Here is a 22,910-nt window from a genome sequence, read left to right as displayed (position 1 = left end):
TCTCAAACTTGCGTAGGCAAAGCCCACCGTTCGCGTAGCGTCTCGCAAAGAAGGTATCGCAGCCAAAAGCGATCGTCGAAAACGGAGTCTAAGCATTGCTTCCTAAAAAACCTACTTACTTTTTCCAGTTGAATTCATCCATCCCCTGTAAGAAATTGCCAATCTATTTCGCAAAAGGCTAAAAGCTGATTCGCAAAGAAAATCTTAAGGATATCCAATTGATTCCTGGGCAAGACTTTCACAGAATAAATGCTTGATTGGCTCAAATTCTTGAAACTCTTACGAATCAAAAACTTTACTCTAGTTTACAAATTAGCTCTAATGGGAATGTCGCGATCCTCTTAATTCTATCAACTATGTAATATGTATTGTATTATACCTGTAATTTAAATTTAAGCTATTTATTTTTTTCCCATAAAAAAATAAACTAAAAATATTTTAATTTGCATCCTCCAAAAAACAAATCTCTTGTGGAGTGGGCATTTTGCCCGCCCTAGCTGTGCAAATTAAATGCGCGACATCTGAGTGTTTAAAATTAGTCACAAATATAAGGTCAAAAACACAATTTTTTCCCAGGAATGCCCAATGACAAGAACTGAAAAGTATACGTATCATATTTAAAAACATGGTTGATCCTTTCCGAAAAAACACAGTACAAGGCTTAATTAGATACTCAATAGCAGGGAAAATTGACCGCGTAATTACTAATGAAAAAACGGTATTTACCTAATCTTGTTATAAAAACATCACATCTTAACATTAGATAAGCCTAAAAAAGTATAGATATAATTTTAGGTATAAGTTACTGAAACAAAAAACAAAAACATAAAACCTACGTAGGAATAATTGTAAATAAAGTGACTCAAGTTGATAACAATGCTAACCTCCAAGAGGAAACGGATTTAGGGACTTTCATCGCTCAGGCTACTACCACAGACAAATGGGAAGTATTGCCGTACAGTGCGCCAATCATCCCTATACATGCCGCTTTACTTCGTACTGGTAAAGTATTCTTTTTCTGCGGTTCAGGTAATGATCCCAGTCGGTTAAATACTCCCTATGACAGTGTGGTTTGGGATGTGATTAAAGGAACCTTTAGCAGTCAAAAGGCTCCATTGGATAGTAATAATCAACCTATTGATCTTTTTTGCGCTGGCCACTCCTTCCGTCCTGATGGTAGGTTATTGGTTGCAGGTGGAACTTTGCGCTATGACCCATTTTATGGTTCACCCTCAGCTCTGATGTTTGATCCTATTGGGGAGAAATGGGTCAAGATACCACCAATGAATAATGGCCGCTGGTATCCTACTGTGTTAACACTAGGCAGCGGTCGGATCTTTGCAATATCTGGGCCAGATAAAGATGGCAAGCTCAACAGACAACCAGAAATTTATTCTGCTTTCTTTCCAAATGGTTGGAACGCTTTTCCAATAACTCGTCCCTACGCGCCATACTTACATCTGTTTCTACTCGATAGTGGAAAAATGTTTTATTCAGGTGCCCAGATGGGCGGCAACATTGGAATAGCGCCAGCTATACTAACCCTACCAGAGACATTTACCGAACCCATTACAGAAAAAGTGGTGCCAGGGCTGCAAGACTCAGCTTTTGGAAATCAAGCTACCAGCGTGCTTTTACCACCTGCACAAGACCAAAAAGTGATGATTATGGGTGGAGGTAGTGGTAATAAGGCAACAAACAGGGTCAATATTGTAAATTTAAAAGCTACTAACCCAACTTACGTACCAGCACAGCCTCTAAACTATGCTCGGATGCATCACAGCGCAGTTTTGTTACCCGATCGCACAGTGTTTGTTTGCAATGGTAGCAAAATGAATGAGGACACAGCACAATCAATGCTGCCAGCAGAAATCTACAATCCAGCTACAAATACCTGGACAGTAGTAGCTAAACAAAATGTCCCCCGCGTATATCACTCAGTGGCCTTGCTCCTACCAGATGGTAGGGTAGTCACAGCTGGGGGTAACCCTCAACGGAAGGTCAATGAACTGCGATTAGAAATCTACAGTCCTGCATATATGTCGCGATCGCGCCCAATTATTCAGAGCGCTCCTCAAGAATTGAACTACGCACGGCAATTTACAATTCAGACACCCCAGGCTGCGAATATTAAATGGGTTAGTCTGATTAGACCAATGGCAACCACTCATTCCTGTGATACAGAACAAAGGTTACTGGATGTGCCGATTAATTTTAGGAACGCTAATTCTCTCAATGTCACGCTAACAAGCAATCGAAACATAGCAGTACCAGGCTGGTACATGCTTTTTATTAGTGACAACAATGGAACACCCTCAGTAGCAACCTGGATTCGAATATTATAGCCTTACCCGTTTATGTTCAATACACTGCCACCTAATAATAAGTCATTAATTCTAGGAGTGGAAATATGAGTTACAAGCTATCACGCCGGCAGTTTGGCCAGTTGGTACTTGGTGCAACTATAGTATCTGGGCTTGGTTATCTAGGCAACAAAACTTTGGCGCAAACTCCAAGTTTCAAAATTCTAGGTATAGGTTCTGGCTCTATCATCAACACTGACCAAACGGCTATTCCAGAGGTAAATACCACTGAATTAAATAGCATTGCCCCAAACATTGTACCCACAGATATTAAGCCTGTAGGGCTAGGACTTGTTTTGGAATCCTTTGTTTTGCAAGCTTTAAATACAGGAAAGGTTCAGCTTCTAAGTCCACAAATAATCTCTCAGATACTTGCCGAGCGCGGTACAGCTTTAGTACAGTCTAATCAGACGTTGAGTAGCTTCGCTGTTTTAAACGATGGCACACTTGCCAATCTCGATACAGCTTTAGGAGACGTTAATGATATATTGAGTAGCCTCACTTCTTTAGGGAATGGCACAGTTGCCGATCCGGTTACACCTTTAGTAGAGACTAATGAGACATTGAGTGGCTTCACTTCTTTAAGCGATGGGACGCTTGTTGTAGCCGCTACTCCTATCACCATTGATAGGAAACAGGCTACACCGACTCGCATTACATTTTTAGGTACGCCTATAAAAACTTTGATAATCTCAGGACTTAAACAGAATCAACAGCTTGGGAGCTTGCTAGGCACTAGTGATGGGCGACTCATCGGTCTAGTAGGTAAAAAGAACGGTACACCACCGATCACATTAGTAGATATTAACCTTCAAACAGGAGAGATCAGTTCTATTAGTAAGATTAAATTCCCGAACGATGAGCGAGCCAGCAATCTAGCTCAGTGCCCAGATGGAAAACTTTATACCTCTTTAGTTGGATTAAATGGCGATACAACTTTGGTGCAGCTAGACTCAAATCAAAAAAACCCGATCAGACTGGCACAATTGAAATTTAATGGTCAAGCATGGAATAATGGCTTACAAAGCTTAGTTTGCTCTGCAACAGGTCAACTCCTAGCATTTGGAGCTATGAGGTATGAGACACCTAATGCTGTGTATAGCATAGATAAGAACAGTGGAAACATGACTCGGCTACAAGACTTTGACGCTGCCCAGATTACCCTTGCTCGCGAGTAGAAGAGATTAAGCCGATATCTAGCAAAAAAATGCCAAGCCCTCATCTTACCTTGAGGGCTTTGTATTAACATTGATTGGTACACCTTATTACTGTGCGTTCGCTTATTTTGAAAGTCGAAGCGGAATTAAAGGCTTAATGCAAAAGGAAAACGACTACTTTTAAGTAAATCATTACTTGTAAGTAAAATTTATGACCATCACAGAAGGCTCTCAGAGGCGATTATTTAAGGCACAGGGATAGGATAAATCATAAAATGGCAAAAGCTCTATGCAAGACAAAAATGCCTGAATCCATTGAATCGCCTGAATTACACGCACTGTAAGGCAAAATTTAAATCTTGTATATCAAAAATGAGCGAACGTACAGTTATTATTAAAAATATTTTGAGTATTTTAATTGATTGACAAAAGCCGCTTTATTCTAACCCCTCACAGATGTATCTCCCTAAGGGACTTCCAAATAAAAAAATGTTCCAAAACTGACGCAAAAACTCTCTCTATTTCTCCTCTCTCTGTGTTCTCTGTGTCTGGAGTGGTTCGTTTATTTGGATAATTTATTTCTTGGAAGTCCCTAATCTTCCCTACTCTTCACTGCCCTTTCCCTAAGAAATGCATCAAATGTAAACCTATCCGGTAGTGAAGTTTGTGCGCCTGGTTTTGTCGTCGCCAAAGCACCGGCGGCGGCACCCCAAACAACTGCCTGATGTAAAGAAAGTCCTTCAACAAGTGCCGCCGTCAAGCCGCCATTAAAAGCATCGCCAGCAGCTACTGTGTCAACTGCATCAACTGGAAACGCGGGTACAAAAAACTTTTCCTCAGCAGTGGCACAAAAAACACCTTTAGCTCCCAGTTTAATGATCGCACATTTCACACCCCGTTCTAATAAAACTCCAGCTGCTTTGGCTGCAAGTTCTTCTCCATCCACAGCAAAACCCACTAACTGCGCTGCTTCAACTTCATTCGGTGTAATAATGTCCACTAATGGGTAAAGTTCATCTGGCAAATCAGATTGTGCGGGTGCAGGATCGAGAATTACCGTTATTTTAGTTTTTCTTGCTGCTTTAGCTGCTGCAATCACCGCAGCAATCGGAATTTCTAATTGTAAAAGCAGTGCTGTTGCTTCTGGTAATAAATAGGACAATCGTTCTACATCTTCTTGATTGACACACCCATTTGCACCAGGAATTACAATAATTTGATTTTCACCAGCATGATTTACAGCGATGATGGCGACTCCAGAACTAACAGTCTCATCCACGAAAATATTGCCAATCTGCACACCAGATGCTTGTAAATTTTTGACAAGTTCCACACCAAAATCGTCTGCACCTACACGCCCCACCATTTGGGTATGAATTCCCAATTTTGCTAACGCTACCGCTTGATTAGCTCCTTTACCTCCCGAAACTTTAAAAAAGTCTTCTCCTAGCAACGTTTCTCCCGCGACTGGCAAACGGGGTGCTGTTGCTACCAAGTCTATATTTATGCTGCCGAAGACGATAATACTCATGATGTTTATTTTGGTTGATAAGTAGTTGTGCAAAATTAAATATACATTTGTCATTGCGAGTGGAGCAAAGCGAAACGTTCGCGGAGCGTCTCTTAGAGTTGCAATTCGCTTGCGGCTTTGGATTGCTTCACTTCGTACCCTTCTCTTCTTAGGCTGCGCCAACGGGAACGCTAAGAGCGAACGCAATGACATAAATAATTTTGCGTAACCACTTATTAAAGTGATTCAGCCTAATATTACAGGAAGCGATCGCTCGAACAAATTACAGTAGATAGAACTACAATTGCATTCGCCCATCTTCAGACTCAAGACTCAGAACTTTTTTCCGTGGTAATATCAGTTGCACGAAACCGCAAAAAGCCGTGGCTACTGTATTAAAATCTCATCGGGCATCAAGAAGGCGTAAACATTCAACGCATCCTCTCCAGCGCTTGCTTGAGTATGGACACCAGTATCGTAAACAAATTTGGCTGGCGACTACTTATTCTACCCTCAATAAATTTTTCGACTTAGCACCACCCGGCTTAATTGGCGTCGCGGTGGATGTGGTAGTCAAGCAGCAGGATTCCATAATTGCCCAGTTAGGGGTACGCGATGTCTTTCAACAATTTTTGATTATTTCCTTCCTGACTGTGATCATTTGGATACTAGAATCTGTTTTTGAGTACGCCTACGCTCGACTTTGGCGTAATTTGGCTCAAAATATTCAGCATGACTTGCGTTTGGATGCATACAAACATTTGCAAGAGTTGGAATTGGCTTATTTTGAAGAACGCAGCACTGGCGGTTTAATGTCTATCCTCAGTGATGATATTAACCAATTAGAGCGCTTTTTGGATGGAGGAGCGAATGATATTATCCAAGTTTCCGCAACTGTTCTAATTATTGGCGCTGCTTTCTTTATTTTGGCTCCAAGTGTAGCGTGGATGGCTTTGTCACCGATGCCATTTATCCTCTGGGGTTCCTTTGCTTATCAACGACTACTTGCACCTCGCTACGCCGAAGTCCGAGAAAAGGTAGGTTTCCTGAATTCGCGTTTGTCAAACAATATTAGCGGAATTACTACTATTAAAAGTTTCACCGCCGAAGCTTATGAAGCCTATCGTCTGGAATTAGATAGTGAAGCTTATCGCCGGAGTAACTCTAAAGCAATTACTCTTTCTGCTGCTTTTGTACCGTTAATTCGGATGCTAATCTTAGTGGGTTTCACGGCATTACTGTTGTATGGCGGGATGGCAGCAGTTTCTGGAACAATGTCTGTAGGTACTTACAGCGTATTAGTCTTTTTAATCCAGCGATTGCTGTGGCCTTTAACTAGATTAGGCGAAACATTTGACCAATATCAAAGGGCAATGGCTTCTACTAATCGAGTCATGAATTTGTTGGATACTCCCATCGCTATTCATACAGGTGATGTATCGTTACCTGTGAATGAAGTGCGCGGTGAAGTCCAATTTAAAAATGTTTATTTTGCCTATAAAGATAGATTTCCAGTAATTAAAAATCTGTCTTTGGATATTCCGGCGGGGAAAACTATTGCAATTGTTGGTTCAACGGGTTCTGGTAAAAGCACTTTAGTCAAACTTTTGTTGCGGTTATACGAAGTGCAAACGGGAAGCATTACTCTCGATGGCATTGATTTGCAAAGTTTGAATTTGCAAGATTTACGCCGTTGCATTGGTTTGGTGAGTCAAGATGTCTTTCTCTTTCATGGCACTGTAGCAGAGAATATTGCTTATGGTAGCTTTGAGAATACAGAGCCAGAAATCATCACGGCGGCGAAGATAGCCGAGGCGCACGAATTTATTATTGAATTGCCCCAAGGTTATGAGACAATTGTGGGGGAAAGAGGACAAAAGTTATCTGGTGGACAAAGACAACGGATTGCGATCGCCCGTGCAGTTCTCAAAAATCCGCCCATTCTGATTTTAGATGAAGCGACCTCAGCAGTGGATAATGAGACAGAAGCGGCAATCCAGCGATCGCTCGACCGGATTACAGTAGATAGAACTACAATTGCGATCGCTCATCGTCTTTCCACCATCCGCAATGCTAATTGCATTTATGTCATGGAACATGGGAAATTAGTAGAATCCGGAACCCATGAGCAACTGTTGGAGAAAGATGGGATTTATTCCAGCCTCTGGCGTGTACAATCAGGCTTGAGGTGAGTCTCACTCATTCTTTGTAAATTACGAATTACGAATTACGAATTACGAATTATTTATGTTTTTTGGTAATAGTCAACCAGAATCAGGTGATAACAAGTGGCGTCGCCAGTTAGATAAATTTGTCAAAGCAAATCAGCAGGAATTGGCGGCGCTGTTTTGGGGATTGTGGTTAGCAAATGGTGACAGTCAAGGTACTGTTGGTATTGATTTGCAACCAACGCCGCATTTTGTTTATTGTCCGAAAGAGCAGATAGAGAATTTAAATATTAGAGTTGAGAATCGGCTTCAGGAAATTTTGGGAATTGTGGAGAATCATAAACCGGAAGTGGAAGTTGTGATGATTGGGATTGGTAAGGGTGAAATTAAGTTAATTCAGTTTGCACCGGAACCAGCACCACCGATTTGTTTTGAGCAAGTTGGTAAGGATGTTGATGGGTTATTGGATGTGCTGGAAGAGAGGATGAGTCAAGAGATTGTTTTTAACGCAGAGGAACGCTAAGGAAAGCGCAGAGGAACGCAAAGGAAGATAAGAACTTTGCGCTTGTTGTTTAGTCCATTGCTTTGTGGAAATCTGGGTAAGTTAGATTTTCGGCACAATGCCAGATGATGTTAAATACAGCCTCGTAGCGATATGAATTGCTTTTGTGGAACTGTTTACTTAGATAGTCTTTTAGAATTATGACTAGCAGTTCTTCCTAAAAAGTGATGGGTTGCTCCCACGCTTCGCTATTGCAAAACTTAATTACGAATTACGAATTACGAATTACGAATTATTTAATACCAATGCACTGGCTTTAAAATCTAAAATTGGTTTTACTTACGCACTTGGCCGCTAAATCCGGCTGCTTTAAACTGCTTCAGCTTCAACGGAGTAGGCTGATTCGCAGGTACAGAAATTCTCAATTCAAAATCGCTAATACCTGGTGGAACCTCAGCAATAGAACCTAAGCGAGTGCGGTTTTGCATTACCGAATCATTGTTGGCATCATAGATGCGTCCAAAAATATCTGCGTCGTAGACTGTTTTATAAGTGCCATTTTCTGCCTTGCCAACGACAAGAAAACAATTGGCAGCCGCGCTACCACTACTTGTAACAGCCCCTTGTGCTAGTTCTGGTGGACAATCTTTATAGGAAACATCAAATAATCTAATCTGTGTCAGCGCTACAGCAGGGGGAATGCTCACCCACGATAGAAAGGTGATGAGACAGGAAATAAAAACGACCGTGAGTGAGCGCAAGCGCATAAAAGACTCCGTGACTTAATCTAACAATATGTAACTTATAACCTCAGCTTACCTGAATTTCACTACAAGGGATTGAAGACTTTAATTTAACCTTTGTAATAATTAGGGAAATAACCCTCAATTGCTATTAAATTATGACTCCAGATGAGATTGAAGCATCCATGCTCGCAGCCTTTAATGATTGTGATGCAGCAAGCTGTCCTCTCACTGACATGCAAAAAGAGATATTACTGCAAGTCGTCGAGCAAATTCAGGGAAATTCTACCTCTAGAGCATCAGCTATGGCTAATCCCTTAGACGAACTTACCCCAGAGGAGTTAGAAGCATTTTTACAATTTGTTAAGGATGAAGAACAACGCAACCGCACTTGGAAAGTGCAATTACTCAACGACTGGCTACTGCAAAATGACTCTGGAACAGTACAATTTATCCGGCAACGCTATGGTTTACAGTGGCTGAATCGTGTAGAGTCATATCATTTTGATAAGTATTCTTATTTTGAGGATGCACTAAAGCTAAGAGTAGGCGATCGCATTGAAGTTTCCAATGCACTATGGGAATGGGTGCAAGAAGATGGGCCTTGTAAGCGCGAATGGTTTCCCTGTATAGCGATCAAAGTCGAGGAAATTAGCAACGGTGATGATACCTCTACTAACTGCGTCGTCCGCTTCTTCAACGGCGCTGAGTATGAAATTCAAGGCATCTACGAATGGAATCGCTATAACTGGCGCTGGCCTCAAAAGTAGTAGGAGTGCTGAGTGCTAATTAAATTTCATTGAGTTTTTGATACTCATTAATCAGGCTCAGAACTCCATTCATCCACCTTTGATACTCGTTCATCCACCTTTGATACTCGTTCATCCACCTTTGATACTCGTTCATCCACCTTTGATACTCGTTCATCCACCTTTGATACTCGTTCATCCACCTTTGATACTCGTTCATCCACCTTTGATACTCGTTTCATCCATCTCAGAACTCCGTTGATGAGTCTTTGATACTCGTGAATGAGTCTTTATGCTTTGACTGCTGCTGTAAGTTAATGAAATTATTCCTTGAACAACGCCCAAGCCAAAAATCTCTCGGTATAATATAACGCTAATTGATTGCTCACACCGTTGAAAACGGCATCAAAAGCGTGTTCTGCCCAAGGAATCTCTAGAAAAACCGCAGTATTACCAGAATCATGTAAACGTTCATACATTTGTTTGCCAAATCGCGCTTCTACCAAATGGTCACGACTGCCGTAAATTAATAAAGTTGGTGGTAAAGGGTGCGTCAGATAATTTATCGGTGAAGCAATTTCATACTGATTAGGCAATTCTTCTAAAGAACCACCGAGAAATGCTTTTAAAACAGCGCGAGTGTTAATAGGATCGGGATTTGGTGGTGTTTTGTATCCTTCAGTTAAATTAACAGTCCCGTAATAGTTCACCACACCACGAATAGGTGGTGCATCCGGTTGATAAGCCGCTAACATTGCTAGGTGCGCTCCCGCAGAACGCCCTAAAAGTACCATACGTTCTGGATCGGCTTCATATTCTGGTGCATGTTTGCGAATAAAATTTAGGGCTGTACGCACGTCATCTAACTGAACTGGAAACCGATATTTAGGTGCGTGTCGATAGGCGATCGCAAATACCGTATATCCCTGATGAGCGATATATTGATTAAACTCGGAGTTTGCATGAGGATTGCCATATTGCCAAGCTCCACCATAAATTACTACCACTGCTGGATATTTCCCTACCTCTGAGGGTTGGTAAACTTCCATTTTTAAGGGCACTCCCGCAGGCGAAGCAAAGAGAATATCTTTTTTATGACGGGTTTTACCTAATGCAATACCCCCGAAGAAATTAACTAAATCAAAGGGATGGGTTTGCATTTTAGCCCTTACTTGGGCTGGAATTTGCTCTAGATAATTTGCTCCCAATCCTTGTTTCATCGCTTTAGCCATCTGCATTTGAGTTAGTGGGATATTCACTAGCACCGATGCACAAATTAGCAATCCTATTAAGCTGAAAATACAAGCTAAACGTTGTAATTTACGGCGACGGATGTAGAAAAAAGCAAGTGATAAAGAGAGCAAATTTAATAACAATAACCAAGGACTGACTTCTGGCGCTCCTACTGCTAGGGTGAGTAAAAACATATTTGAAGCCGGAAGAATAATCCAATAACTAAGAAATAGACTTACAAAACTGAGTAAGAATGCAAGCCATGATAAAAGTATTTTGGGTTTAGCAAACATAGATTAAAGTGCGGTAATAACGACTTAAAGAAGTCCAATCTATCCGCCAATGCTACATTTTGCAATAGTAAAATAAGGAAGTAGGGAAAAGTGGAAAAATTGTGCTGGATCAGAAATTAGGCTTTCTGACTACTGAATCATTAAACACTAAAGCACTGGGAAAATTTTGCTGAACCTGTTCAGATGTGGAAAATTGATTAATTCCTTAGCGAATACATTTAGCTAAAGCTCCATTGGTGAAGCTGAAGGTTACTAGTTTCTTCCCCGGCTGATAAGTAAGCGCCTGTATTATCCCATGATTCTTGAAGAGCGATCGCTTTCGGAGCATAATTAGCATCTCCTCGACAAAGATTTTGCAAAGTCTGATTATTGTCTCGGTAAAAGACAGTGTAGAGATAAGTTTCCTGCTCTGGGTCTTTGGGGTCAACTTCCGCATCACGGATTTCAAAACTCAGCTGTCGCCCTTCGTCTTAAAAACTAAAAAGTAAAAAGATAATCCCCATAAATAAATTTAGGGGATTTGATTGCTATTTGGGGCTAAATATTCTCTTACACCTGCTTGAAAGTAATTAAGTACTAGGTATGCTTCATCTTAACAGGTAGTCATGACTAAACATAGATGAACTGGTCGGCGCTCGTCAGACTCAAATCTGACGCATTGACATTTTGAACAATGCTAATTAAGCCACCGGCAAAGCTAATTCCTGTACCTGAAATACCGTCAACAGTTACATTTGATAATGAATAGTTTCCTGCACTGCCTACTAGCTGGATCTGATCGCTAACACCTAAGCGGTCAAAGTCGCTAATTACTGCATAATCTGCATTACCTTGATTGCTGTAATAGACCTTTCCACCGCCGCTGCTTCTTTCCGCAAGGATAAAGATATCCGTATCTAATAGGCTATCGCTTCGTAAAGAATCTCGCTCACCATTGCCTCCTAGAGAAAAGTTGGTGCCGACGAGGCGGTCATTGCCTTCCCCTCCAACCAGAGTGTCATTTCCGGCATCCCCAATCAAAACGTCATTGCCTCCCAACCCTCGGATAGTATCATTGCCATCATCTCCCACGAGGGTGTTGAGGGCATTGTTACCAGTAATAACGTTGTTGAGGTTGTTACCCAAGCCGGCAATATTGCTGCTACCAGTTAAGACCAAGTTCTCCTGATTGTCACCTAGTCTGCTGTTAACTGAAGACTCTACTGTATCTATACCTCCATCAGCCAATTCAATAACTTTGTCTAAAGAACTATCGACAATGTAAAGGTCATTGCCAAAGCCGCCATTAAGGGTGTCATCACCTTTGCCCCCATTGAGCGTATCATTGGTGCTAAGACCAGTGAGACTATCATTACCGTCCAGCCCATTAATGCTATCAGGACGATCAAGAAAAAGTGGGCTGAAATCAACTCTACCAACCAGTGTGTCATTATTATTAGTACCGTTAATGACTGCCATAGTGAGCGTCTCCTTAAATTAGAGGATAAAGAAATTACTTCATCGCTTTCTCGTGAGGAAGCGAAAAGGAAAAATGGAGAGACAGTTGAACCAGACCTGAGTGGAGCAGGTCTTTGCGGTCTAGTCTGAAGATTTGAGAAGCACTGCATACATCGATGATGTTGACCTTAAAATTGTGCCAACGGTCATGTTGAATGTTTGTGCGTTATATCTTTGCTGTTTAGCTTAGGTTTAAGCTTGTCTGTCGTAGATTTCGGAATTCGTCTAAGAGGTTGTTTGAAAAGTGTTTCACTGTGACTATAGGCACTTTTAGATCCCCCCTAGCCTTAAAAAGGGGGGAACCGGAGTCAAAGTTCCCCAATTTATCGGGGAACCAGTGCGGTCTTCTCCCAAAGGGAGAGGCTAGCGCCAAGGGGGTTTCCCCCATGAGCAACTGGCGTGGATTTAGAGGGATCTAGAACTTTTAATACCGACAAGAAGACTTTTCAAACATCGTCTAAGGGAAGACTAGACGCGATGCCTACGGCGGTAAACTACGCACTTCGGCTGAAGTGTCAGGTTGTCTTTGACAGCTGATCGTGTCTATTCATCACAGAGCGATACCTTCTCTACGAGACGCTACGCGAACGGTGAGCTTCTCTTCGAGACGCTGCACGAACGCTAACGCAAAATTTTTCGGTCTACTGAATGTTATTTCTACGTGACAGGGCAATTTTGGAGTTGCGATCGCAATGTTATTTTTAGGTTTAGCAACCTCAAAGAGAAAGAGGGAGCAGTAAACTTAGTTTGCATCTTCCTCGACTGTTCGATGATCCTTAATTAGAAGATCATGTCAATTTTTAGTTTCTGTTAGAAAATCAAGCCTCGAACCTGGATTAAATCAAAGTCTCAAAATTTGGCTTTGATTATTGTTTTGCGAGAATGACAAAACAGGAATTATACGAACACAAACTGAGTTGTTTCAGTTAGCCTTAATTGCCCAAAACCATTGCCTGCGGTAACTCCTTGGACAAGACCAATCAGATCGTCATCAGATATAGTGCTGGTTGACTTTTTGTCAAAAATACCCACTCCTAAAAATCCTCCTGCGCTAACATTATCTGCTAACCGATAATCAGCTGCTGCCCCTGTAAGCTGGATTCGATCTACCTCATTTGCTGGTTCCCTTCCAAAACTAATGAGGTCAAAATCAGTAATTAGAGCGAAATCAGCATTGCCTACAGAGCTATAGAAGATCGAGCGAAAAAAACCTCCAGTGCCCAGTACGAAGGTATCTTGATCGCTGTCACTACCGCTCGTCAAGACATCGATTTGAGTGCGTGTAGGGACAGGGCGGAAAAAGGAGATATTATTGCCTGCGAGGATATCGTTGCCCTCACCGCCGTTAAGCGAGTCGTTGCCCGCACCGCCGTTAAGCTCGTCGTCGCCCACGCCACCGTTAAGGGTGTCATTGCCAAATGCACCAATAAGGGTGTCATTGCCAAATGCACCAATAAGGGCGTCATTGCCATCGCCACCATTAAGGATGCCACTACCATTAAGGATGTCATCGCCATTGTCACCATTAAGGGTGCCACCACCATCAAGGGTGTCATTGCCATCGCCACCATTAAGGGTGCCACCACCATCAAGGGTGTCATTGCCATCGCCACCATTAAGGATGCCATCACCATTAAGGGTGTCATTGCCATCGCCACCATTAAGGGTGTCTCCACCAACAAAGATGTCCCCGATCAAACTAACACCATTAAGGATGTCATTGCCATCTAACCCCCAGAGGACATTTTCACTACCAGTACCAGTGATCACGTTGTCTTGAGCGTTACCTGTGCCGCTAAATGCAGCCCCTGTCAACCTTAGGTTCTCCAGGTTCGCGCTTAGGGTATAGGTAACTGAAGACAGTACAGTGTCTACTCCGGCCCTAGTATCACCTAGTACCTCGGCAGCAACATCTAGAACGTTGTCTACGATGTAGAGGTCATCGTTGTCACCACCATCCAGGATGTCAGCACCTATGCCCCCGTTGAGGGTATCATTCCCACCTTGACCTCTCAGCGTGTCATCACCTGTGCCCCCATTGAGGCTATCATTGGTGTCAAGACCTGTGAGACTATCTTTACCGTCCAGCCCATTAATGGTATCAGGACGATCAAGAAAAAGTGGGCCGAAATCAACTCTACCAACCAGTGTGTCATTATTATTAGTACCGTTAATGACTGCCATAGTGAGCGTCTCCTTAAATTAGAGGATAAAGAAATTACCTCATCGCTTCCTCACGAGAAAGCGAAAAGGAAAAATGAAAAGACAGTTGAACCAGACCTGATTAGAGCAGGTCTTTGCGGTCAAGTCTGAAGATTTGAGAAGCACTGGATACATCAATGATGTTGGCCTTAAAATTGTGCCAACGATCATGTTGAATGTTTGTGCGTTATATCTTTGCTGTTTCGAGTACTACGCTGCTGTTTAGCTTAGGTTTAAGCTTGTCTGTCGTAGATTTCGGAATTCGTCTAAGGGAGAACTAGACGCGATGCCTACGGCGGTAAACTACGCACTTCGGCTGAAATTACAGCTTGTCTTTGACCGCTCATAATGTCACTATCTAGGATTGCATCACCATTGAATTCCTAGAAAAGTCAACCTTTGGGATTTACTAAATATTGGCGGATCTGGCTGAGGATTAAATCCGCCTACAATTTTTTTTGCTTCTTCCTCGGTTAATTCAATGATTTCGTTAAATAATAATTCGCTTTTTTTTGAAGTTACGGAATTTGTTTGAGTAGACATATTGTTTTTCCTTGTTTAAGAGACTAGGTTTTGACGCGATGCCTATGGCGGTAAACTACGCACTTTAGCTGAAGTTTCAGCTTGTCTTTGACCGCTCATAATGTCAGTATCTTGGATAATTCAATTAAATAGTTGAGTTAAATTCAGGAGTATAAGAAAGAAATAGAATTCAGGTAAATTCAGGTAAATTCAGGTGGGTATTACCTCAGATTTCTGTAATTACAGCGATCGCCTCAGAAAAATTACGTAATAAAATACAAAAAACTACTACGGATAAATTACGCAAATATTTTATAAATAGCTCTGGCAACCTTTATTTATGTGTTTGTCTGGAGATTGGATCGAGGTGTATCCGATCGCAAAGATGGCGATCGCTCTCCTTCACCCCAGCATTCGTCCGTAAATAATCACCTACCCAATTGCAACCATAAGCCAATAAGTCGAGATTGAGAACCTGCTCCAAATTCCAGAGAATGATACTCTTATCTAAAGAAGCCGAGGCAAGTGTTTTCCCATCGGGACTAAAATCAACCCCAGAAACCCCAGAGCTATGAAGATTTAAAGTACGCAGCAATGTACCATCTAATTGCCAAAGTTTAACTGTCTTGTCCAGACTTGCCGTGGCAATCATTTTACTGTCGGGGCTGAAGGCAATTTCGTATACCGCACCGTTATGACCTTTGAGCGAGCGAAGCAACTTGCCATCAGCAGCGTTCCAGAGTGTGACAGTGTTGACACTTCCTGAAGCAATAGTCTTGCCGTCAGGGCTGAAGGCAACTCCCCAAACCCAATCTCCGTAACCCTGCGTTAGGGTACGAACTAACTTGCCATCAGCAGTGTTCCAGAGTTTGACGGTGTTGTTTTGGCTCGCCGAGGCAATAGTTTTGCCGTCAGGGCTGAAAGCAACTCCCCAAACCATAGTTTTATGACCAGTGAAGGTGCGAAGTAACTTGCCGTCAGCAACGTTCCAGAGTTTAACTGTCTTGTCCACGCTTGATGAGGCAATAGTCTTGTTGTCGGGGCTGAAAGCAACTCTCCAAGCTCCATCACTATGACCTGTTAGGGTACGAAGCAACTTACCGTCTGAAGCGTTCCAGAGTTTTACCGTTTTGTCCAGACTCGCCGAGGCAATAGTTTTGCCGTCGGGGCTGAAGGCAACTCCCCAAATCTCAGAACGATGACCTGTTAAAGTGCGAAGCAATGTACCGTCTGTTTTCCAGAGTTTAACTGTTCCATCGACACTCGTTGAGACAATAAAAGACCCATCAGGGCTGAAAACGGCTCTTGTAAATGAATCAGTCTTTTGAGTTAGGGTGCGGAGCAAGGGGGTATTCTTCTTATAAAGTCTCACAGTTTTGTCGTAACTCGCTGAAGCGATCGCATTACTATCAAGAGCAATGGAAACTCCCCAAACTAAAGAGCTATGCCCTTCTAGCGTTTTTAGCAATCTCCCATCGGGACTCCAGAGTTTAGTGGTGTTGTCCACACTTCCTGAGGCAATAAAAGACCCATCAGGACTAAAATGTATCCCCCAAATCGGCCCACTGTGTCCCTCTAGGCTTTTGTAGGGATGGTTTTCAAACTCACCCGCGCTATTTCGTTTCCAGAGTTTAATCGTCTTGTCTTGTCCTGCTGAGGCAATTAAACTACTGTCGGGGCTGAAAGCAACAGCATAAATCGTACTGCCACTGATATGCCCTGTTAGGGTTTTATCAGCTATGTAAGACCTGTTCGCACCTTTTCGCCGCCAGAGTTTCACCGTTCCATCCACACTTGAGGAGGCAATCAAACGGCTATCGGGACTAATGGCAACTGCGACGACGCTATCGCGATGCCCTTTAAGAGTTTGCAGCAACGTGCCGTCCCTCTGCCAAACTTTCACCGTTCCATCTGCACTTGACGAGGCAATTAAACGACTATCATGGCTAAAAGAAATGCCCCAAACGGCAGCGCTATGACCCTTGCAGGTTTTCAGCAAAGTTCCATTGGACTTCCAGAGTTTAAAGGTGTTGTCTGAACTTCCTGAGGCAATGAGCTGACCATCGGGGCTGAAAGTAATGACGTAAATCTCAGATTCATGCCCTGTTAGAGTTTTTAGTAAAGTTCCATCGGACTTCCAGAGTTTAACTAGACTGTCCCCACCCCCCGAAGCAATTAAATTTCCATCGGGGCTGAAATCAACAGCGTAAACCTCAACACTATGCCCTGACAAGCGGTTGTACTCAACTGCCCCATAGACTCCCTGCCGTAAAGATTTTTCTACCTGTTCGGTTAAATTTGCATCTGCCTTACCGAATGAAAGCAGTTTTTGCTTCGCCTTAATAGCTTCTACCAGTGCGTCTAAACGTTGATTGGAAACAAAGAGGGCTTCTGAGGATTGAGCGATCGCCCCAATCTCACTTTTAAGTGCTTTGCGATACTGCAAGAAAGCTGTCACCCCTAACCCGGAAGAAACTACTAAGGCAATACTGACTGCCCCTAGCACAAATCGCTGGAGTTTAGCCGTTTTTTCTTCAGCACTCAAACGGGCTTCCACTTCCGTGAGTCTTGCTGCTTCTAGAGCTTGTTGCACCTCTTGGCGATCGCAATCTTCGCTCTGTACCAAAAATTGATAATCCAAATCACTTAAACTTTTGCCCACTGACCAGCTTTGCGCTTCTTGCAATGCTTGACCCCGCAACAGGCGTGATTCATCCTGGTAATTTGACTCTAACCAAGCAGTAAGTCCTTCGGAGTAGGGGCGCAGAGAAGCTAATTGCTGCTCTACCCAATCATCATCGAAAACAATCCGATAAATACGGTTATAAACTTTGAGAATGCCTTGTTGCTTGACTACCAGCCCTGTGAGCCGCAATTCCATCTGTTCAGAACTGTCATCGGCGGCAACTTGCTGCTGTAATATTTGTTGATATAGTCCCAGTAGGCGACTAGCACGCAGCTCATTGCTAAGTAGGCGATCGCGGATGGTTCTGAGATGTTCTGGATTGTCTTGATATTCCCAATTGTCAATGAGATGCGATCGCACGATTTGCCCAATCAACTCGGCTTCACTGCCTGCGGCCAGGTAAACGGGAGAAACCAAAATCAGCCGACACAACTTTTGTGTGAGAAAGGGCTGTCCCCCTGTCCATTCCACAATTTCTTTCATCACCGTCTGCGGATTCTCTATTTTGTTCGCTAATCCTTGAACTAAGGGGGTAATTTCTGACCACTTAAACCCCTCTAGCTGAATCCCATGACCAATATTAAATGGAGTGCGGCTCTTATCTGCAATAAGATCCCCAGGCGTTGCAACTCCCAATAATACAAAGGTTAGACGATTATAAACCAGATGATCAGCCCTTCGATTGTAACAGGCACGGATGAAGGCAAAGAAATCATCAGCTGGAAAGTTGAGGCTAATAACGCTATCAATTTCATCGATAAAGATAACAATGTTTTGCTCAATTTCTTTTAATAAAATTTCTTCAATAAAACCACTCAATCGTTGCAGAGGTGATAAACAGTCTTCTTGATGCCACCACGCCGACAATTTACCCCGTTGCGACAAAGAAACTGAAAAACAACTGGTCAGACTTTTGATAAATCCGAGATACCATTGTTCTGGGGTAATATTCTGACTACCAATTTCTGTTAAATCAATATCGGCACAAGCAAATCCTTCAGTTTGTAATCGCTGCATGATGCGTACCCGCAAGCTAGATTTGCCCATTTGTCGGGAGTTGAGAACATAACAGAATTGTCCCAATTTTAAGTTTTCATATAAAGATGCATCGGCTTGTCGCTGGATATATGTAAGTGCATCAGCCGGTAAACTTCCCCCAACTTGATAGAGTAGACCCTCCTTAATAAACATAAGGCATTCTTTTGGAGGTTGCGAGAAACCTACCAACTCCATACTAAGTCTAGAATTTTACCATATTAGAACTCGAAATACTCATTTGAAGCAGTCATTTCAAGTAAATTTGAGATCAAGTCAGGTAAAATTAAATTTTAAAGGTTATGGAGTCATTTATTCTTTTTTTACAAAATATTTAATATTAAGTTTTAATATGAAAAACTTTGACTTTCAAACAGCTATTAAAATTGCCAATCAAGCCTTTTTATTACAAACAAAAAGAAATTTGAATGATGTAGAAATTATTGTCATTCAAGGAGCATGGGATCGAGAAGAATATGATCAGATGGCAGCCAAACATCAATATGCAACCAGTTACATTAGTCAAGATGTTGCTCCAAAACTGTGGAAGACACTCTCAAAAGCATTGGGAGAAAAGGTGAGAAAAGGCAATTTCAAAGAAGCGTTAAAACGTTATTATGAACAACAGCTTCTATCCGAAAGCGAAAAAAATAATCAAACTTTGAGTGATAGCGAACAACCAACAGAAATTGGGCCAAGACTCCTCCAAACAAAGATTAACGCTACCACCTTAGACGCGTTAATTCCCGATTGCTATATTGAACGACCTCCCATTGAATCTATCTGCTATGAAACTCTTTTGCAACCTGGTTCTCTGATTCGGATTAAAGCCCCCAATTTGATGGGAAAAACCTCCTTAATTAACCGAATATTAACTCAAGTTGCTGCTCACAACTATCAGACCGTGAGTCTAAGCTTGGAACTCGCTGATCGCAAAACCCATTTTAGTAATCTTGATAAATTCTTGCGCTGGTTTGGGATTAACCTCAGTCGAGAATTAGGCGTACCAAATCAGTTAGAAGACTATTGGGATGAGGCTGGAATGGGCAGTAAAGTCAGTTGTACCAGCTATTTTGAAGAATATCTCTTAGCTCAGGCAGACAGTCCTCTCGTCCTCTGTTTAGATGATGTTGATTTACTGTTTCCCTATCCGGAAATTTATGAGGACTTTTTTGGGCTATTGCGGTCTTGGTATGAGAAGGCAAGAAGTCGGCAAAACTGGAAGAAACTGCGCTTAGTTCTTGCCCATTCTACTGACGTTTATATCCGGCTCAATATTAATCAATCTCCGTTTAATGTTGGCTTGCTAATTGAACTATCAGAATTTACCCGTGAACAAGTACAAGACCTTGCTCAACAATATGGACTAGAAAACGAATCCACCTGGGTCGAGCTATTAATGAGTCTAGTAGGAGGGCATCCTTACCTCTTAAAGCAAGCGTTCGCCTATCTCAAAAGTCATCCCGATGTCACCAGAGAAGACCTTTTAGCCGCAGCAGCTACAGAGGCCGGAATTTATGGTAACCACTTGCGAGAATTTTGGTTAAATTTACAAGACCATCCAGCCTTAGCGATCGCATTTCAAAAAGTTATCACTTCCCCTAGCCGTGTGCAATTAGAACCTTTATCTGCTTATAAGTTACAGAGTATGGGATTGGTGCAACTGTCTGGCAATGAAGTCGAACCTCGCTGCCAATTATACCGCCAGTATTTCTCTGCGCGACTAGGGTTAGAGTCAGCAAAGGCAATGTAGGCTCAAGGAGATTGTTTGTCTATCAACTTAAACCTAAATGATTTTGCAATGTTTGGCGCATCACTTCTACAGGCACTATTTCCTGCTGCAACCAAATTTTTAAAGCTGCTACTCCTTGTTGAACTAGCATTTCTAAGCCATCGATCGCAATTGCACCTTGTTTTTCTGCTTGCTTGAGAAATTGCGTCGGTTTCGGAATATATATTAAATCGTAAGCGATCGCACCCTTGGGTAAATTTGCTATTTCCTCTACACTCAAAGGCGACTCATCAACCTTGGGATACATACCTATGGGAGTTGTGTTTACCAGCAGATTAGCTTGGGGAATTAGCTTTGGCAATTCTTCCCAATGATGAACTTGTAGATTTTCACTTATGGGTGAATTATTCCAACTATTGGCAAATTCTTGTAATCTCTGCACATTACGCCCAACAACATGAATTTTGGCAAAACCTAGTTGGTGACAACCTGCTACAACTGCCCTAGCTGCGCCACCATTGCCTAAAATTACTGCTACCTTCTGACTCCAATCTTGCTGATACGTCGTCTGCAAAGGAGCGATAAATCCTTCTATATCTGTGTTTGTCCCCACCCATTGATTATTTTGGCGACTAACAGTATTCACTGCGCCTATAGCTTGAGCAAGAGGAGTAATTTCTGATACGAGAGGCATTATTGCCTGTTTGTGGGGAATTGTCACATTAAAACCAATAACACCAATAGCCGCGAAACCTGCGATCGCTATTTCTAAATTCTCTGGTGCTATAGGAAAGGGAAGATAAACGTAATCTAATCCTAAATGAGCGATGTCTTCTCTACGAGAGGCTTCGCCAACGACGAGCTGCGCTAACGCTGCATTATGCATCACTGGCGATAGCGAATGTTCTACTGGATGTCCAATTACCCCTAGCAGTTTAGTTTTACCTGTAATTAATACCATTTGTCATTTGTCATTTGTTATTTGTCATTTGTCAAGCATCAGCCTCAAAGGCTCAACGTTGAGGTTCAAAGGCTCATCGTTGAGGTTCAAAGGCTCAACGTTGAGGTTCAAAGGCTCAACGTTGAGGTTCAAATGCTCATCGTCGAGGTTCAAAGGCTCATCGTTGAGGTTTAAAGGCTTATCGTTGAGGTTCAAATGCTCATCGTCGAGGTTCAAAGGCTCATCGTTGAGGTTTAAAGGCTCATCGTCGAGGTTCAAAGGCTCATCGTCGAGGTTCAAAGGCTGAAACTTCCGACTTTTTTGCTTCTTTATCTCCCTCATCTTCGTCTGACTCCTCTGCTTTCTCTGCCCCCTACGTTCTCGGACTATCCTACAATTATTAAAAGCTACTTAACATTTCTTGGAATTATGCAGGCAACTACAGCCTCCTCTACAACCCTAACTCCTGGTAAATATTGGCAGTGGCGAGGGCACAACGTTTATTATGTGCGTGCGGGAGAAAAACAATCGCAACGTCCGCCCTTGCTTTTGGTACATGGATTTGGTGCTTCTACAGACCACTGGCGCAAGAATATCACAGGATTGTGTCAAGATTTTGAAGTATTTGCGATCGATCTTTTAGGATTCGGGCGATCGGCAAAACCGAAATTGCAGTATAGCGCCGACTTGTGGCGCGACCAACTCCATGATTTTATCAGTGAAGTAATTGGTCAAAAAGCAGTATTAGCAGGTAATTCTCTTGGTGGCTACGCTAGCTTATGTGTTGCAGCCCAACGTCCCGATAGTGCGGCTGGTTTAGTTTTGCTCAATAGTGCAGGGCCTTTTAGCGAAAGCCAGCCGATATCTGAGCCTGAAGCTTTACAATCAGAAATTCAGCCTCCCAAACAACCCGCTACTTTGCAGAAACTTCTTGGTGACGGCACTAAGTGGATTTTTCAACAACCTTTAGCCCAGTCTTTGTTATTTCAATACGTGCGACAACGTTGGGTAATTCGCCAAACTCTAGAAAAAGTTTATCTTGACAAAAGTGCCATTACAGAGCAATTAGTAGAAGAAATTTCTCGCCCTGCTTACGATCCTGGTGCAATGGAAGTATTTGTGTCAGTCTTTAGCACCCCTCAAGGGGAAAAAGTTGATGTGCTACTAAAGCAATTAACTTGTCCATTGTTGATGTTGTGGGGAGAAGCTGACCCTTGGATGAATGCTAGAGAACGTTCCCAAAAATTTCGTCAATATTATCCTGAACTTAGAGAACATTTCTTAAGAGCCGGTCATTGTCCCCATGATGAAATACCCGATAGAGTAAACCAACTTTTAGGCGATTGGGTTTTGTCTATTACCAAGTGATAATATCATGTCCGCTTGATTGCTTATTAAACCCGAAGAACCCCACCCCGACAATCGTCGCTTCGTCTCCCCTCCCCGCAAGCGGGGAGCAGGGTGGTTTCATACGAAAAAAGAAAAATACATAAGTCTTGATTTCTCGTTTTGTGACATAGCTTTTTACCCCACTTCCATTCCTCTCCCCGAAGCGGAGAGAGGCTTTGAAACCCAGTT

Annotated in this window: 20 protein-coding genes; 7 read left to right on the top strand and 13 right to left on the bottom strand. The window is 42.4% G+C overall.

The genetic code is table 11. The features are described from left to right. The first annotated feature begins 857 nt into the window (after positions 1 to 857). Positions 858 to 2,345 carry a galactose oxidase-like domain-containing protein gene (locus tag LC653_RS15170; RefSeq protein WP_229495257.1) on the top strand — a complete coding sequence of 496 codons (1,488 nt, stop codon included), beginning with the start codon at positions 858 to 860 and terminating at the stop codon, positions 2,343 to 2,345. Between the two features lie 65 nt (positions 2,346 to 2,410). Beyond that, entirely contained in the window at positions 2,411 to 3,541 is a 1,131-nt protein-coding gene (locus tag LC653_RS15165; protein WP_229495256.1) for a hypothetical protein, read from the top strand. A 571-nt stretch (positions 3,542 to 4,112) separates the two neighbouring features. Here LC653_RS15165 and rbsK read toward each other — a convergent pair. Then, positions 4,113 to 5,051 (bottom strand): ribokinase, encoded by a 939-nt coding sequence (gene rbsK, locus LC653_RS15160; protein WP_229495255.1) that lies wholly within the window; start codon positions 5,049 to 5,051, stop codon positions 4,113 to 4,115. 362 nt (positions 5,052 to 5,413) lie between these two features. Here rbsK and LC653_RS15155 point away from each other — a divergent pair, with 362 nt between their 5' ends. Together LC653_RS15155 and ccmS are read left to right on the top strand one after the other, a co-directional pair. Beyond that, the gene (locus LC653_RS15155; protein WP_229495254.1) at positions 5,414 to 7,222 is read left to right on the top strand and encodes an ABC transporter ATP-binding protein; all 1,809 of its coding nucleotides are present in this window, start codon (positions 5,414 to 5,416) and stop codon (positions 7,220 to 7,222) included. 55 nt (positions 7,223 to 7,277) lie between these two features. Further along, a complete protein-coding gene (ccmS, locus tag LC653_RS15150; protein ID WP_229495253.1) occupies positions 7,278 to 7,721 on the top strand; it encodes a beta-carboxysome assembly chaperone CcmS in 444 nt (147 codons plus the stop codon). 49 nt (positions 7,722 to 7,770) lie between these two features. Here the strand turns inward: ccmS and LC653_RS47325 are convergent, their stop codons facing one another. Next, on the bottom strand, positions 7,771 to 7,899 hold the full coding sequence (locus LC653_RS47325) for a hypothetical protein (protein ID WP_372478179.1): 129 nt from the start codon (positions 7,897 to 7,899) through the stop codon (positions 7,771 to 7,773). A 136-nt stretch (positions 7,900 to 8,035) separates the two neighbouring features. Next, a complete protein-coding gene (locus tag LC653_RS15145; RefSeq protein ID WP_229495252.1) occupies positions 8,036 to 8,467 on the bottom strand; it encodes a biotin carboxylase in 432 nt (143 codons plus the stop codon). A gap of 134 nt (positions 8,468 to 8,601) precedes the next feature. Here LC653_RS15145 and LC653_RS15140 point away from each other — a divergent pair, with 134 nt between their 5' ends. Beyond that, positions 8,602 to 9,213 carry a hypothetical protein gene (locus LC653_RS15140; RefSeq protein WP_229495251.1) on the top strand — a complete coding sequence of 204 codons (612 nt, stop codon included), beginning with the start codon at positions 8,602 to 8,604 and terminating at the stop codon, positions 9,211 to 9,213. Positions 9,214 to 9,260: 47 nt separating this feature from the next. On the opposite strand, the gene LC653_RS15135 is transcribed toward LC653_RS15140, so the two are convergent. From LC653_RS15135 to LC653_RS15100, 7 genes are all read right to left on the bottom strand, one after another. Beyond that, positions 9,261 to 9,434, bottom strand: coding sequence for a hypothetical protein (locus LC653_RS15135; protein WP_229495250.1), 174 nt, complete (start codon positions 9,432 to 9,434; stop codon positions 9,261 to 9,263). 81 nt (positions 9,435 to 9,515) lie between these two features. Then, positions 9,516 to 10,718 carry an alpha/beta hydrolase gene (locus LC653_RS15130; protein WP_229495249.1) on the bottom strand — a complete coding sequence of 401 codons (1,203 nt, stop codon included), beginning with the start codon at positions 10,716 to 10,718 and terminating at the stop codon, positions 9,516 to 9,518. A gap of 218 nt (positions 10,719 to 10,936) precedes the next feature. Continuing rightward, a complete protein-coding gene (locus LC653_RS15125) occupies positions 10,937 to 11,173 on the bottom strand; it encodes an ADYC domain-containing protein (RefSeq protein WP_233718270.1) in 237 nt (78 codons plus the stop codon). A 154-nt stretch (positions 11,174 to 11,327) separates the two neighbouring features. After that, positions 11,328 to 12,176 (bottom strand): calcium-binding protein, encoded by an 849-nt coding sequence (locus LC653_RS15120; RefSeq protein WP_229495248.1) that lies wholly within the window; start codon positions 12,174 to 12,176, stop codon positions 11,328 to 11,330. 936 nt (positions 12,177 to 13,112) lie between these two features. After that, positions 13,113 to 14,399 (bottom strand): calcium-binding protein, encoded by a 1,287-nt coding sequence (locus LC653_RS46830; RefSeq protein ID WP_308189089.1) that lies wholly within the window; start codon positions 14,397 to 14,399, stop codon positions 13,113 to 13,115. Positions 14,400 to 14,786: 387 nt separating this feature from the next. Beyond that, entirely contained in the window at positions 14,787 to 14,960 is a 174-nt protein-coding gene (locus LC653_RS15105; RefSeq protein WP_229495247.1) for a hypothetical protein, read from the bottom strand. Positions 14,961 to 15,273: 313 nt separating this feature from the next. After that, positions 15,274 to 18,816, bottom strand: coding sequence for an AAA-like domain-containing protein (locus tag LC653_RS15100; protein WP_229495246.1), 3,543 nt, complete (start codon positions 18,814 to 18,816; stop codon positions 15,274 to 15,276). 196 nt (positions 18,817 to 19,012) lie between these two features. Here LC653_RS15100 and LC653_RS15095 point away from each other — a divergent pair, with 196 nt between their 5' ends. After that, positions 19,013 to 20,413 carry an AAA-like domain-containing protein gene (locus tag LC653_RS15095; protein WP_229495245.1) on the top strand — a complete coding sequence of 467 codons (1,401 nt, stop codon included), beginning with the start codon at positions 19,013 to 19,015 and terminating at the stop codon, positions 20,411 to 20,413. A gap of 22 nt (positions 20,414 to 20,435) precedes the next feature. Here the strand turns inward: LC653_RS15095 and LC653_RS15090 are convergent, their stop codons facing one another. Continuing rightward, positions 20,436 to 21,353 carry a shikimate dehydrogenase gene (locus tag LC653_RS15090; protein ID WP_229495244.1) on the bottom strand — a complete coding sequence of 306 codons (918 nt, stop codon included), beginning with the start codon at positions 21,351 to 21,353 and terminating at the stop codon, positions 20,436 to 20,438. A gap of 24 nt (positions 21,354 to 21,377) precedes the next feature. Then, positions 21,378 to 21,674, bottom strand: a complete 297-nt coding sequence (locus LC653_RS15085; protein ID WP_229495243.1) for a hypothetical protein — start codon at positions 21,672 to 21,674, stop codon at positions 21,378 to 21,380. Positions 21,675 to 21,761: 87 nt separating this feature from the next. On the opposite strand from LC653_RS15085, the gene LC653_RS15080 reads away from it, so the two are divergent. Then, entirely contained in the window at positions 21,762 to 22,700 is a 939-nt protein-coding gene (locus LC653_RS15080) for an alpha/beta fold hydrolase (protein WP_229495242.1), read from the top strand. On the opposite strand, the gene LC653_RS15075 is transcribed toward LC653_RS15080, so the two are convergent. Beyond that, the coding region (locus LC653_RS15075) for a hypothetical protein (protein WP_229495241.1) at positions 22,690 to 22,910 on the bottom strand (221 nt) is incomplete at its 5' end. The two genes, LC653_RS15080 and LC653_RS15075, sit on opposite strands and share 11 nt — an antisense overlap.

Origin of the sequence: Nostoc mirabile CHAB5784 (assembly GCF_020829645.1) — a bacterium.
Taxonomy (GTDB): Bacteria; Cyanobacteriota; Cyanobacteriia; order Cyanobacteriales; family Nostocaceae; genus Nostoc; species Nostoc mirabile.
This window is presented reverse-complemented; position numbering and strand designations above follow the sequence as displayed.